General features: G+C 63.4%; 10 protein-coding genes and 1 pseudogene. 9 read left to right on the top strand and 2 right to left on the bottom strand.

Going from position 1 to position 13,431, the window contains the following annotated elements:
• The first annotated feature begins 15 nt into the window (after positions 1 to 15).
• The 6 genes and pseudogenes from nrfD to pbpG all read left to right on the top strand — a co-directional run bounded on the left by nrfD (position 16) and on the right by pbpG (position 6,788).
• Positions 16 to 969, top strand: coding sequence for a cytochrome c nitrite reductase subunit NrfD (gene nrfD, locus AB5Y95_RS05570; RefSeq protein WP_368159882.1), 954 nt, complete (start codon positions 16 to 18; stop codon positions 967 to 969).
• 172 nt (positions 970 to 1,141) lie between these two features.
• Entirely contained in the window at positions 1,142 to 3,103 is a 1,962-nt protein-coding gene (gene nrfE, locus AB5Y95_RS05575; protein WP_368159884.1) for a heme lyase NrfEFG subunit NrfE, read from the top strand.
• On the top strand, positions 3,100 to 3,687 hold the full coding sequence (locus AB5Y95_RS05580) for a DsbE family thiol:disulfide interchange protein (protein WP_368159887.1): 588 nt from the start codon (positions 3,100 to 3,102) through the stop codon (positions 3,685 to 3,687). The genes nrfE and AB5Y95_RS05580 overlap by 4 nt, the downstream gene beginning before the upstream one ends.
• Positions 3,684 to 4,874 (top strand): heme lyase NrfEFG subunit NrfF, encoded by a 1,191-nt coding sequence (gene nrfF, locus AB5Y95_RS05585; RefSeq protein WP_368159890.1) that lies wholly within the window; start codon positions 3,684 to 3,686, stop codon positions 4,872 to 4,874. The genes AB5Y95_RS05580 and nrfF overlap by 4 nt, the downstream gene beginning before the upstream one ends.
• Positions 4,875 to 5,011: 137 nt before the next feature.
• Positions 5,012 to 5,466, top strand: a pseudogene (locus tag AB5Y95_RS05590) (NUDIX pyrophosphatase).
• A 401-nt stretch (positions 5,467 to 5,867) separates the two neighbouring features.
• Positions 5,868 to 6,788 (top strand): D-alanyl-D-alanine endopeptidase, encoded by a 921-nt coding sequence (pbpG, locus tag AB5Y95_RS05595; RefSeq protein ID WP_017782682.1) that lies wholly within the window; start codon positions 5,868 to 5,870, stop codon positions 6,786 to 6,788.
• 107 nt (positions 6,789 to 6,895) lie between these two features.
• On the opposite strand, the gene AB5Y95_RS05600 is transcribed toward pbpG, so the two are convergent.
• Complete coding sequence (locus AB5Y95_RS05600; RefSeq protein WP_368159893.1) at positions 6,896 to 8,281, bottom strand: tryptophanase; 1,386 nt, start codon at positions 8,279 to 8,281, stop codon at positions 6,896 to 6,898.
• 470 nt (positions 8,282 to 8,751) lie between these two features.
• Here AB5Y95_RS05600 and AB5Y95_RS05605 point away from each other — a divergent pair, with 470 nt between their 5' ends.
• The 3 genes from AB5Y95_RS05605 (at position 8,752) to AB5Y95_RS05615 (ending at position 11,838) form a co-directional block, all read left to right on the top strand.
• The gene (locus AB5Y95_RS05605; protein ID WP_368159896.1) at positions 8,752 to 8,913 is read left to right on the top strand and encodes a DUF2256 domain-containing protein; all 162 of its coding nucleotides are present in this window, start codon (positions 8,752 to 8,754) and stop codon (positions 8,911 to 8,913) included.
• Positions 8,913 to 10,433, top strand: coding sequence for a cryptochrome/photolyase family protein (locus AB5Y95_RS05610; RefSeq protein WP_368159898.1), 1,521 nt, complete (start codon positions 8,913 to 8,915; stop codon positions 10,431 to 10,433). The genes AB5Y95_RS05605 and AB5Y95_RS05610 overlap by 1 nt, the downstream gene beginning before the upstream one ends.
• Positions 10,434 to 10,584: 151 nt before the next feature.
• Complete coding sequence (locus AB5Y95_RS05615) at positions 10,585 to 11,838, top strand: D-amino acid dehydrogenase (protein ID WP_017787189.1); 1,254 nt, start codon at positions 10,585 to 10,587, stop codon at positions 11,836 to 11,838.
• Between the two features lie 588 nt (positions 11,839 to 12,426).
• Here AB5Y95_RS05615 and AB5Y95_RS05620 read toward each other — a convergent pair.
• Positions 12,427 to 13,431 (bottom strand): IS481-like element ISAs19 family transposase (locus AB5Y95_RS05620; RefSeq protein WP_368159902.1); only part of this gene is annotated, 1,005 nt, incomplete at its 5' end.

Below are 13,431 nucleotides of genomic sequence, written 5' to 3' on the forward strand. Positions count from 1 at the left end.
ATGGAGGGAATGACCATGTGGCATGACGCATTTCACTTCTCCTCGCTGGTGTGGGACTGGCCCATCGCCATCTATCTCTTTCTGCTCGGCATCTCCGCCGGGGCCACCACCCTCTCGGTGCTGCTGCGCCGCAAGGGGGCCGGCAGCGAGAGCGGCATCATCAAGGCGACTGCCATTCTGGCGCCGGTGAGCGTGGTGCTGGGGTTACTGATCCTTATCTTCCACTTGGCCCGCCCCTGGACCTTCTGGAAGCTGATGTTCCACTACCAGTTCGACTCCGTGATGTCGATGGGGGTCATGCTGTTTCAGGTCTACATGGCGGTGCTGTTCGCCTGGCTGGCGGTGGTGTTTCGGACCGAGATCGAGACCTTGCGTCGTCACCTGCTGCAAGAGAAGTTCGCCTTTGTGGATGGCCTCATCGCTTGGCTTGCCCGCTTCGAGCGGCTGCTGGCGCCGCTCTTGCTGCTGCTCGCCGTGCTGCTCGGCGCCTACACCGGCTTTCTGTTGTCGGCGCTCAAGACCTATCCGCTCTTGAACAACCCGGTGCTGCCGGTGCTGTTCCTCATCTCCGGCGTCAGCTCCGGCATCACCTCCACCATCTTGCTGGCGGTCACCCTGTTCAAGGAGAACCATCACAGCCAGGGGGTGAGCTTTGTCCACCGCTTTGAGCGGCCGGTGCTGGCGGTGGAGGTGTTGCTGCTGATCTGCTTCTTTACCGGCCTCTACTTCGGTGGCGGCCAGAAGGAGGCAGCCATGTGGGCCGCCATCGGCAGCGGCTTCTGGGCTCAGGTGTTCTGGCTCGGGGTAGTGGGCATCGGCATGCTGCTGCCCCAGTTGCTGGCCCTGCTGGCCCCGGCGCCGCTGCGGGCCAAAAACGGCTATCTGGTGCTGGTCTGCAGCCTGACCCTGGTGGGGATCCTGCTGCTACGCTACTTCGTGCTCTACGCCGGTCAAATGACTGTCGTATAACGGTATGATCACCAGCGCCAGCCACCTTCGGGTGACTGGCGCTGGTTTGTTGCTGGCCCAATTAATTTCTGGTGATGCCACACCCGTTGCTTGGCAATGATTTCCCCCAAAGGGAGACGACGCGGCGTGTGTGGCATGACATGAATGACATCAAAGATTGACTGGAGGTTGTGTGCTGGCGGAGCTCGGCTATCTCTCACTGTTGCTGGCGACCGGGCTCGCCCTGCTGCAAGGGCTGCTGCCCTGGCTGGGGCTGCGGCTCACCTCACGTCCGCTGCTGGGCTGCGCAGCACCGCTGGCCCTCCTGGTCGCGCTCCTGCTCGGGGCCGCCCTGCTGCTGCTCGCCAGCTGCTTTGGCCAGGATGACTTTACCCTGGTCTATGTGGCCCAGCATGCCAACAGCGCCCTGCCGCTGGGCTTCAAACTGGCGGCCGTGTGGGGTGGCCACGAGGGCTCCATGCTCTTTTTCGTCTTTGCGCTGGGGCTGTGGGGCGCCCTGGTGGCCCTTTGCTCCAGGCGGGTCGATCCGCTGATCACAACCCGGGTACTGGCCATCATGGGGCTGCTCGTCGGGCTGTTCGGCCTCTATACCCTGATCTTCTCCAGCCCGTTTGACCGCCAGTTTCCGGGGCCGCTGGAGGGGCGTGATCTCAACCCCATGCTGCAGGACATCGGCCTCATCATTCACCCGCCCCTGCTCTATCTCGGTTATGTCGGCTTTGCGGTCAACTTCGCCTTCGCCATGGCGGCGCTGCACTCGGGTCGGCTCGATGGCGCCGTGGCCCACTGGAGCCGCCCCTGGGCGCTCGGCTCCTGGGTCTTTCTCACCGCCGGCATAGTGCTCGGCTCCTGGTGGGCCTACTACGAGCTAGGCTGGGGCGGCTGGTGGTTCTGGGATCCGGTGGAAAATGCCTCTCTCTTGCCCTGGCTGCTCGGCACCGCCCTGCTGCACGCCCTGGTGGTGTGCGAGAAGCGCGGCGCTTACGGCCACGCCGTGCTGCTGCTCTCCATCTTTACCTTTGCCTTAAGCCTGCTCGGCACCTTCGTGGTGCGCTCCGGGGTGCTCACCTCGGTGCACGCCTTTGCGGTGGACCCCAGCCGCGGCCTCACCCTCTTGTTGCTGCTCGGCTTGCTATTGACCTGCGCCCTCACCCTGTTTGCCCTGCGGGCAGACATTCGCGCCCCCTATGCCCGCTTCAGTTTCTGGTCTAAGGAGGGGCTGCTCGGCGCCGCCATCCTGCTGCTTTGCGTGGCCTGCGCCAGCGTGCTGCTCGGCACCTTCTACCCCATGGTGTTCCAGTCGCTCCATCTGGGCTCGCTCTCGGTGGGCGCCCCCTATTTCAATACCATCTTCGTGCCGCTGGCCCTCTGCATGATGGCGCTGATGACCCAGCTGCCGCGCCTGCGCTGGCAGCATCTGGCAGTCCAGCGCCGCATCAAGGTGCTGCTCCCATGCCTGTTCGGCCTGCTGGGGGGCGCCTTGCTGAGCCTCGCCTATCCCGAGCCGCTGCGGGCAAGCTGGCTGGGGCTCGCGGCCAACGTGCTCAGCCTCTGGCTGATGGCCAGCCTGCTGCTCCCGCTCTTGCAACCGGTCGCCCTGCGCGAGCTCACCCTCAATCGGTTCGGCAGCCTGCTGGCCCACCTCGGGGTGGCGGTGTGCGCCCTCGGCATTGCGCAGGTGAGTCACCACAGCCAGGAGGGGGGCGCCGTGCTCGCCGCAGGCCAGCCCTATCGGCTCGGCGCCTTCGAGTTTCGCTATGAGGGGAGCGAGCCGATCATCGGCCCCAACTACACCGCCGAGCGCATCACTCTCGGCGTGCATAAGAACGGTAAAGAGGTGGCGCGGCTGACGCCGGAGCGGCGCCACTACAGCGTGCGCACCATGAACATGAACGAGCCCGGCATTGCGTGGGGAATGCTCGGCGATCTCTACGTGGTGCTTGGCGAGAAGATGGGGCCCGGCGCCTATGCCATGCGGCTGCACCATAAGCCGCTGGTGCGCTGGATCTGGCTCGGCGGCCTGTTGATGATGGCGGGCGGCACCCTGCGCCTGCTCGCCCGCCGGCCGCTGCTGGCTAGCCATCCTGCGCCAGCTACCGCCCCCTGCCCCCGACTTGAACAGGAGTCCTTATGAACGCCCGTCTGCGCCTGTTCGTACCGCTCCTGCTCACCCTGGGGCTCGGTGCCCTGCTCTGGCTCGGCCTTGGCAACAACCCCTACAGCCAGGATGAGGCCGTCGCAGGGCGCACCCTGCCTGCCTGGCAGAGTGACGATCTGCTTGGTGGCCCCTCCATCCACACTGCGGCGCTCAAGGGGGAGCCCTTCGTGCTCAACGTCTGGGCCAGCTGGTGCCCCAACTGCCGCGCCGAGCATCCGCTGCTGGGTGAGCTGGCCAGTACCGTGCCCCTCTATGGCCTCAACTACCGGGACAAGGGGGATGCTGCTCGCGCCTGGCTCACCGAGGCGGGCAACCCCTATCGCGCCGTGCTGGCCGACCCCGACGGCCGACTCGCGCTGGAGCTCGGCGTCTACGGCACGCCGGAGACCTATCTCTTCGCCAGTAACGGCACCCTGCTGACCCGCCATACCGGCCTGCTCACCCGGGAGATCTGGCAACGCCAGTTTGCCCCCCTGCTTGCAAAGGCCCGCAGCAACACCGCCAGCCAGCCCGAAGTGGAGATACAAGTGGAGAGAGAAGTGCAGGAGAGCAAGCAATGAGCCGTCTCGTCCACGCCCTGATCGCGCCGCTCTTGCTGGCCTTGAGCCTCGGGGCCCTTGCCAGCGGGGTCGACACCTATGAGTTTCGCCACCCAGAGCGGCAGACCCGCGCTCAGGAGCTGGCCCGCGCCCTGCGCTGCCCCCAGTGTCAGAACCAGAACCTGGTGGAGTCCAACTCCCCCATCGCCCGGGATCTGCGGCTCGAGGTCTACCGCTGGGTGGACGAGGGGCAGTCTGATGAGCAGGTGATCGCCCGCATGACGGCGCGCTTCGGTGACTTCGTGCGCTACGATCCCCCCTTCAAGCGCAGCACGGCGTTGCTGTGGGGCGGCCCCGCCCTCTTGCTGTTGTTGGCGCTCCATCGCCTGCACAGGAGCCTGCATCGCCGGCAACCGGCGCGGGTGCCGCTTGTCGGCGACAGAGCCGAGGGGATGCTCGCCCACGACCCCAGGGCCGAGCTGAACCGGCTGATCATGGCCGAGCAGCAGGCGGGGCTGGCCCCCCACAGTCGCCTCTACCGGGAGCTGGAGCTGGCCCGTCTCGCCAACGCCACCCCAACCGCCGAGCTGGCCCTGCGCAAGCGGCTGGCAAGAGATAGCACCGCTCGTCCGCAGCGTAGGCTGCGCACCTGGATACTGCTTGGGACCCTGCTGCTGGCGCTGATGGCCGGCATTTATGCCGGCACCGGCCGCTATCAGGCGTGGCAGGCTTATCAGTTGCGCCCCGATCCGCTGGCGGGATTGAGCCCGCGGGATCTGCAGGACAAGGAGCTGGGCGCCCTGCACCAGCGTCTGCAAGCCAACCCTACCGATCTCGATGGCTGGGCGGCGCTCGGCCAGTTGTATCTGTATCGGGACGAGTACGCCAACGCCCTGCTCGCCTACCAGCGCCTCGCCCTGCTGGAGGGCGGCGCCAGCGCGGCGACCCAGGCCGCCCAGGCCACCGTGCTCTACTACCAGGCGGGTCAACAGCTGACCCCGGAGGCGCTGCGCCTGCTCGATAGCGCGCTCAAGCAGGACAAGGGTGAGGTGAGCGCCCTGATGCTGCTCGCCTCCGATCACTTCCTGCACGGCCGCTACTCCCAAGCCATCGCCCTCTGGCAACAATTGCTCGATGAAGAGCGACCCCGCATCAACCGGGCCGCGCTGATCGAAGCGATCCAGACCGCCCGCATGATGGGAGGCTGACCGCACGCGTGACAGGGGCTGAATGCCCCTGTCACGTTTGGCCCGCACAGGCGCCGCCGGCAGGGAAATCACTTGCCAACCTCCCGTCGGTGGCCGAACAATAGGCGTCCATTGAACCTGTTTCTGGAGCCACTCCCATGATCCCCATTCGCTGTAAAACCGTCTCCGGTGTCGCCCTCTCAACGATTGATGGTGAACAAAGCTGCTGGTGATGAAGCGCGTAAAGGGTGGTTTCTGGTGCCATGTGGCGGGCACGGTCGAGGCGGGGGAAACCGGCTGGCAGACCATTATTCGCGAGTTTGGCGAGGAGACGGGTATCAGGGTTTGCGAGTTATACACAGCCCATTATCTGGAACAATTTTATGAAAGCGTGTCAAATACGGTGGAGGTAGTGCCGGTCTTTGTGGTCTATTGCCCGCCCAATCAGCTGGTCACCCTCAATCACGAGCATACCGAATATCGCTGGTGCACCTTGGCCGAGGCCAAGGCACTGGTGAGTTTCCCCGGCCAGCAGGCACTCTACGATCATCTCTGGCACTACTTTGTCGAAAACAGCCCCTCGGCGCTGATGCGGGTGGCCATGACGCCATAGCGCGTGAATGCCAGGAGCCCTCTCGTTATCTTCTTGATCCTGTGGTGATCCACTGCCGGCCATGGCCGCCATCAGCACATGTTGCCCCCCTGATCAGGCCGTTTTCAACAGAGATGATCACCAGGAATGAGTGAAGATAGGGACGCAGGCAATAGAGACGGCTAAAAGATCGATCATCTGACGGCAAGAGGGCGCCACCAGCCGCACACTGCAGCCATGTTTCTCACGCCGACCAGCCCCATCATTACTCGTATGAAGCCGCTCATAGCGCCCATTACCGTTATTTCAAGGTGCGCCATCCCATAAAATTGAAATATCGGGCCATTAGACGTTGTGAAGCGTCAATTACCGTCATATAACTTAGCCAAATATCCCTGTCAGCCGTACGGTAGCGTCAAATCATGATTACTCGCCCTTTTCTTACCCTGTTGCTCGGTGCCTTCCTTGTTCCCGTCAGCATGGAGAGCGCCCAGGCCAATCCGTTTTCAGCCCAGTCCCACTCCCCCAACAGCTTTCTGGAGCAGCGCAACGATCTGGCGCTGAGCTCCGCCGCCTTCGTGGTGGCCAACCCGCGCACCGGTGAAGTGCTGTCGGAGCGCAACGCCAACCGGGTGATGCCGATAGCCTCCATCACCAAGCTGATGACGGCACTGGTGGTGCTCGATGCCAACCAGCGTCTCTCCGAGATGCTGACCGTTACCATGGCCGACGTGGACAGACTCAAGGGCACCGGGTCGCGACTGGCGGTGGGCTCGCGCCTGAGCCGGGCCGACATGTTGCACATCGCCCTGATGTCGTCGGAAAACCGCGCCGCCTCGGCGCTGGCCAGAAACTACCCGGGTGGCCAGCGCGCCTTCATCGAGGCGATGAATGCCAAGGCCCGCATGCTCGGCATGTGGAGCACCCAGTTCTCCGACAGTACCGGGCTCACCCCTCGCAACGTCTCCAGCGCCCACGATCTCGCCAAGCTGGTGGCGGCGGCATCCACCTATCCGCTCATTCGCCAGTACTCCTCCACCGAGGAGCGCATGGTGCGCAACGGCAAGCGTCAGCTGCACTACCTCAACTCCAACCGGCTGGTGCGCGAAGGGAGCTGGCCCATCTCCCTCTCCAAGACCGGCTACATCCGCGAGGCGGGGCGCTGCCTGGTGATGGCCACCCAGATCAACCGCGAGCCGGTGATCATGGTGCTGCTCAACGCCGACACTCCCAACGCCCGGGTGGCCGATGCCAAGCGGATCAAATCCTGGCTGGAGACTTCCGGTCGCATGAGCCTGACCGCTCAGTCCAGCCCCCGGACCAAGCTGTTCAGCAGCCAGTAAGGCTCCCGGCGATCATCGCCAAAAAAGCCCCCGCACCAAGGTGCGGGGGCTTTTGTTGTTGAGCCTTGTGGCCAAGCCTGCTGGCTACGGCGCCGAAATGCTGGCGATCAGATCGGCTTGAGCCGCGCGGTGAAGTGGCGCAGCAGCGGCGGCTCGTAATCGAAGGTGAGCCCGCGAATGTCGCTGGCCCGCGCCTTGACCGCGATCAGGCAGTCGGCCACATAGTCCATGTGATCCCGGGTGTAGACCCGGCGCGGAATGGTGAGCCGCAGCAGCTCAAAATCCGCCGCCTCCTGCTTGCCGGTGGCGGGATCGCGCCCGAGCAGCAGGGAGCCAATCTCCACCCCGCGCACGCCCCCTTCCAGATAGAGCTCGCAGGCGAGCGCATGGGCCGGGAACTGCTCGGCCGGAATATGGGGCAACAGTTTTTTGGCATCCACAAACACCGCATGGCCGCCAGTGGGGGTCTGGATGGGGATGCCCGCCTCGGCCAGCCGCTCACCGAGATAAGCCACCTGACTGATACGGTAGGTGAGATACTCTTCATCCATCCCCTCGCGCAGGCCGATGGCGAGCGCCGCCATGTCCCGTCCGGCAAGGCCGCCATAGGTGACAAATCCTTCCATCGCCACACAGCGCACCTGCACCGCGCGAAACAGGTCGAGATCCTCTTTAAAGCAGCAAAGCCCGCCGATATTCACCAGCCCGTCCTTCTTGGCCGACATGGTGAAGATGTCCCCCAGCGCAAACATCTGGCGCACTATCTCCTTGATGCTGCACTTGGCATAAGCCGGATCCCGTGCCTTGATAAACCAGGCGTTCTCGGCGAAGCGGGCGGCATCGATCACCACCGGGATATGGTGGCGACGGGCCAGCTCGGAGACAGCCTCCATATTGGCCATGGAGACCGGCTGGCCGCCTGCGCTGTTGCAGGTCACCGTGATGATGATGCCGGCCACGTTGGCGGCCCCCAGGGTTTCGATGGTGTCGCTCAGGCGAGGGAGATCAAAATCCCCCTTCCAGGGGTAAGGGGCCGTGGTGTCGAGGGCTTTCGGGGTGAGCAGGTTGATGGCCCGCGCCCCAGCCAACTCCACGTGGGCCTTGGTGGTATCGAAGTGGTAATTGGAGATGAAGACCGGCGCCTTGCCCTGGCAGCGCTTGACCAGCTCTGGGAAGAGGATCTGCTCGGCCCCCCGCCCCTGGTGGGTGGGCATCACATGCTGGTAGCCAAAAATCTCGCGCACCGTGCGCTCCAGCTCGACGAAGTTGCGGCTGCCCGCATAGGCCTCGTCCCCCATCATGATGCCGGCCCACTGGCGATCGGACATGGCACCGGTGCCGCTGTCGGTCAGCAGATCGATGTAGACATCCTCGGCCAGCAGCAGGAAGGGGTTCCAGCCAGCGGCCTCGAGGGCGGTGCGGCGCTCGGCGCCAGTGGTCTGTTTGATGGGCTCGACCATCTTGATACGAAACGGCTCGGGTATACGATGCATATAAGACTCCTCACCGGCGCAAGGCCAGTGTGTTTGAAATTGGAATTGGCAAAGAGGCCGGGGCGATCAGGGTCGTCCGGCTGACAAATTCAAACGGCGGATGCCGCCAATCAGCGGTGAGGAAAGTCGAAGGTCAGAATGGGATCCCGGGTATACCAGTGGGCGAGCAGGCAGGCTGCCCGGGGCGTAGCTGTCATGATTGGCATCACTCCCCTCCATGTCGGTTGTAAACAGTCGGTGGCCAACAAGATCCATTGATGGGTGCTGCCAGCGGGCAGCCTCGCCACGTTAACGGCTGGTTAATTTGCAAACAAGGGACGCACTGACGGGCTGTGCGCCCGCTCACAAAGCGTCCATTCATCCGGCTCGATGCGGGTAACTGTGATCCCCCCAGCCCTCCGCTTCGTTAAGCTGTTATCCCGTTGACTTGACCCTGTTCATGCCGCCCCTTGCCAACCATCGGAAGTCCCATGCATCGCAAACCCCATCTGCCCGAGAAGATCTGCCCCGTCTGCCAGCGTCCCTTCAAATGGCGGCGCAAGTGGGTACGCAGTTGGGAAGCGGTTCGCTACTGCAGCGAGCGCTGTCGCCACGCTCGTCACCGTAGCCAGCAACCTGAGGAGCGAGTCTGATGGAGCTGCGCCTTGTCCTCGGCGATCAGCTAAACGCCGGTCACAGCTGGTTTCGCACGCCGGATCCGGCGGTCTGCTACCTGATGGCGGAGCTGCGCCAAGAGACCGACTACTGCCGCCACCACCGCCAGAAGGTGCTGGCCTTCTTTGCCGCCATGCGCGCCTTCGCGGCGGCCCTCGGCAAGGCGGGCCATCGCGTCTGTTACCTGACCCTCGATGAGAGCGCCCGCTGGCCAGACTTGCCCAGCTTGCTGACGGCCCAGCTCGAAGCGCATCAGGCTGACAGCTTCGCCTGGCAGAGCCCGGATGAGTGGCGCCTCGCCAGCCAGTTGCAAGCATGGGCGGCGAGTCTTGCCATCCCTGCCACCGAGGTGGAGAGCGAGCATTTTCTCACCCCCCGCGATGGCTGGCAGCGCTACCCCCACAGCCGGATGGAGTTCTTCTACCGCGCCCTGCGAAGGCAATATCAGGTACTGCTCGATGAGCGCGGCCAACCCCTTGGCGGACGCTGGAACTTCGATGCCGAGAACCGCGCCAGGCTGCCGGCGAGCCAGCCGATCCCGGCGCCCCTCACCTTTGCCAATGAGGTGAGCGACATCGACGCCATGCTGACCCGCCACGGGGTCAGTACCATCGGCGAGGCGGATGCCAGCAAGCTGCCGTGGCCCATCACAAGGCGCCAGAGCCGCGAGCTGCTGGCCCATTTTCTGGCGCACTGCCTGCCGCACTTTGGCCGCTATCAGGATGCCCTGAGCGAGCGGGGCTGGAGCCTGTTTCACAGCCGCCTGTCGTTTTCCCTCAACAGCAAGATGCTCCATCCCCTCGAGGTGATCCGCGCCGCCGAGGCCCATTGGCAGGCCAATCAGGGCACCATCACCCTGGCGCAGGTGGAGGGCTTTATTCGCCAGATCCTCGGCTGGCGCGAGTTCGTACGCGCCCTCTACTGGGAAAAGATGCCCGACTATCGGCGCAGCAATTTTCTCGGGGCCGAGCGGCCGCTGCCCGGCTTTTTCTGGAGCGGCGAAACAAACATGGCCTGCGTGCGTCACGCCATTCGCCAGTCTCTGGATCACGCCTACGCCCACCATATCCAGCGGCTGATGGTGACCGGCAACTTTGCCCTGCTGGCGGGGATCGATCCTGACGAGGTGGATGCCTGGTATCTCGGCATCTATGTGGATGCCATCGAGTGGGTGGAGCTGCCCAACACCCGCGGCATGAGCCAGTTTGCCGATGGCGGCCTGATGGGCAGCAAGCCCTACGCCAGCAGCGGCGCCTATATCGAGCGGATGGGCCACTACTGCAAGGGGTGCCACTATCAGGTGAAGGCCCGCAGCGGCGACGGGAGTTGCCCCTTCAACAGCCTCTACTGGCATTTTTTATGGCGCAACCGGGACAAACTTGGCAGCAATCCTCGCCTCGCCCTGCCCTATGCCAACTGGGATGGCCAGGCCGCCGAACAGCAGCACGCCATCCTGACGACGGCGGAGCAGTACCTGATCCGGCTGGAGCAGCTCTGACTGCCACAGCTAATGCCAACAAGTCCACAAATTTCAACATTGAAAACCAGTTAAATAATTGTAAATAGATATATATCCCAATTATATCTACACCAGTTGAATATCCTGTGGCGGCTGATTAATGTGAGGGCCCCAGTCAAGGAGAGACAAGATGGACATAGTGGTACTCGGTGGTGGCGTGGTCGGCGTGACCAGCGCCTGGTATCTGGCCAAGGCGGGTCACAAGGTGACCCTGCTGGAACGGCGTGACGGGGTGGCCCTTGAAACCAGCCACGCCAATGCCGGCCAGATCTCCCCCGGTTACGCGGCCCCCTGGGCGGCCCCCGGCATTCCCCTCAAGGCTGCCAAGTGGCTGCTGCAAAAACACGCTCCCTTCACGGTGCGGCCGACTTCGGATCCCTTCCAGCTGCGCTGGATGCTGAAGATGTTTGCCAACTGCACTCCGGCGGCCTATGCGGTCAACAAGGGGCGCATGGTGCGTCTGGCCGAATACAGCCGCGACTGCATGAAGCTGCTGCGCGACGAGCTGGCCCTGGACTACGAGGGGCGCCAGCTCGGCACCCTGCAGCTGTTCCGCAGTCAGGCCCAGCTCGATGCCAGCAAACGCGACATCGAGGTGCTGGAAGAGTACGGCGTGCCCTATCAGTCCCTCGATGCCGATGGCTGTGAAGGGGCAGAGCCGGCGCTGGCCCGGGTACGCGGCAAGATAGTGGGCGGCCTGCGCCTGCCGGGGGACGAGACCGGCGACTGCTTCCGCTTCACCAAGGCCATGGCAGCAGAAGCGCAGCGACTTGGGGTCAGGTTCGTGTTCAACTGCGCCATCGACGAGATCGAGCTGGCGCAGGGACGCGCCGTGGCGGTGCGGGCTGGCGAGCAGCGCTTCAAGGCCGACGCCATCGTCTGTGCCCTTGGCAGCTATGCCACCGGCTTCCTGCGCCCGCTCGGGCTCGATCTGCCGGTCTACCCGGTCAAGGGCTACTCCCTCACCCTGCCGATGATCAACGCCGAGGCCGCGCCGCGCAGCACAGTACTGGACGAAACCTACAAGGTGGCCATCACCCGTTTCGATGAGCGGATCCGGGTCGGCGGCATGGCGGAGCTGTCGGGCTACAACCTGGCCCTCAACCCGAAACGGCACGACACCCTGGCCATGGTGGTCGGTGATCTCTTCCCCGAGGGGGGCGACATCAGCCGCGCCGACTTCTGGACCGGGCTGCGCCCCATGACGCCGGACGGCACCCCGCTGGTGGGCCCAAGCCCCATCCCCGGCCTCTGGCTCAACACCGGCCACGGCACCCTGGGCTGGACCATGGCGGCGGGCTCGGGCCAGCTGCTGTGCGATCTCATCAGCGGCAGCGACACCGCCATCAGTGACGAAGGGCTCACCCTGGCCCGCTACGGCTGAGCCTTGTTCTCCGTCTCTCTTATCCCAACGAGGGAGTGCCTGGCACTCCCTCTTGTTTTGACATTGTTCGGTTTGTTCAGCCATGCAGTGCCAAGGCGAGCGACCCTGTTTCATGGCTACTCCGCTACCCGGCCCCTTGCACACCGGAGGTAACAGAAAGGCCCCGCGAGGGATCTTTTTCTACCCTGTGCCATGCTGCGCAGGGTCTCAATCACTTAGCCACCATCATGGGCAGCCCTGTATGCCCACAGGATGCTCGGCCGATGCGGCTGTATCACCAGATTGACCTTGCCAAGAATAAGTACGATGAAGATGTCACCCGGCTCATGGGTGTGGCCGCTGGCAGCGCCGGTAAGCGAACCTGTCTTGATAGCTGGGATAGCTGGGGCTACACCGCAAGGCGGCCGACACACCAGCAGAGAGCACCGAGAGGTATTGAACGAGCAAAGCGAAGCAGGGTTAGGCGAGCCGAGCGAGTGGCCCTCAAGCAGCGCCAGCTGCGCTCCTTGGAGCTCTGGCAATAACTGTACGCATCAAGATGTACAGATCTAGTTATCACCTGACACCGGCCTCAAACCGGTGTCTTGTTTACGCTACTTTAGTGCGCACTTCCTTCGGTATCAATTTCAGACCCTTTTTGAACATGCTGTAGGGGGTCTGACCCTCCATCATCCTGCCCTGATGTGGCCGCTGGGTGTTGTAGTGCTCCAGGTCTGTCTGCATCTGCTCCACCGACTCATACCAGGTTGTTCTCCCCTTGATACGGAAGTGTTCATCCAACAGGGTACGATGCAGCCGTTCGATAAAGCCGTTGCTCTGCGGCCTGCGTACTTTGGTTGTCCGATGTTCAATCCCCTCCAGTTGCAGGAACAGCTCGTAGGGATGATGGTCAGGGCGCCCACAGAACTCACGTCCGTTATCCGACAGGATGGTGTAGACCCGCGCCTCGTGAGCCTCGAAGAACGGCAGCACCGTTTCGTTGAGCACATGGACCGAGGTCACCGGCAGCTTGCTGGTGTAGAGTCGTCCCCAGGCGTGGCGGCTGTAGCAGTCCAGCACGGTTTGCAGATACACCTTGCCAACCCCCTTGAGTGCACCGACGAAGAAGGTATCGACCGCCACCAGTTCCCCGGTGTAGTGGACCTCTATCTGGCGTTCGCGAAACTCGGGACTGAAGCGCTCTAACAGGCGAATTTGCTCGTCATTGAGCTCAATGGTCTGTTCCCTATGGGTTTTCTCGAGGCGCAACAAACGGTCATGTTTGGAGAGCAAGTCATGACGTTGCCACACGCCACGCACACCTCCCGCACTGACGTTGATGCCTTGCAGAGCCAGTTCTTGCGCGACCCGCAGCGGGCCATGGGTTGGTCTGGTGAGGGAGTAATCGAGGATGGCCTGTTCAATCTCGGGCGCAACCCGGTTGGGATGAGCCCCTTTACAACCGGGCAATTTGTCGAGTAACCCCTCGGCGCCATAGGTCTGGTAGTTGCGCCGGATCTCGTAGAACTGCTGGCGGCTGTATCCGATGAGCTTGCAGGCTTTGCTGACGTTATTGAGCTCTTTGGCGAGCTCTAGCAGGCTGAGTTTGCGACG

Source organism: Aeromonas sp. R5-3, from assembly GCF_040908225.1.
Lineage (GTDB): Bacteria > Pseudomonadota > Gammaproteobacteria > Enterobacterales > Aeromonadaceae > Aeromonas > Aeromonas dhakensis.

Bases quoted from the DNA above. Each gene is read 5' to 3' on its own strand.
- nrfD (WP_368159882.1), top strand. From the start codon at position 16: ATGTGGCATGACGCATTTCACTTCTCCTCGCTGGTGTGGGACTGGCCC.
- AB5Y95_RS05580 (WP_368159887.1), top strand. From the start codon at position 3,100: ATGAACGCCCGTCTGCGCCTGTTCGTACCGCTCCTGCTCACCCTGGGG.
- nrfF (WP_368159890.1), top strand. From the start codon at position 3,684: ATGAGCCGTCTCGTCCACGCCCTGATCGCGCCGCTCTTGCTGGCCTTG.
- pbpG (WP_017782682.1), top strand. From the start codon at position 5,868: ATGATTACTCGCCCTTTTCTTACCCTGTTGCTCGGTGCCTTCCTTGTT.
- AB5Y95_RS05600 (WP_368159893.1), bottom strand. From the start codon at position 8,281: ATGCATCGTATACCCGAGCCGTTTCGTATCAAGATGGTCGAGCCCATC.
- AB5Y95_RS05605 (WP_368159896.1), top strand. From the start codon at position 8,752: ATGCATCGCAAACCCCATCTGCCCGAGAAGATCTGCCCCGTCTGCCAG.
- AB5Y95_RS05610 (WP_368159898.1), top strand. From the start codon at position 8,913: ATGGAGCTGCGCCTTGTCCTCGGCGATCAGCTAAACGCCGGTCACAGC.
- AB5Y95_RS05615 (WP_017787189.1), top strand. From the start codon at position 10,585: ATGGACATAGTGGTACTCGGTGGTGGCGTGGTCGGCGTGACCAGCGCC.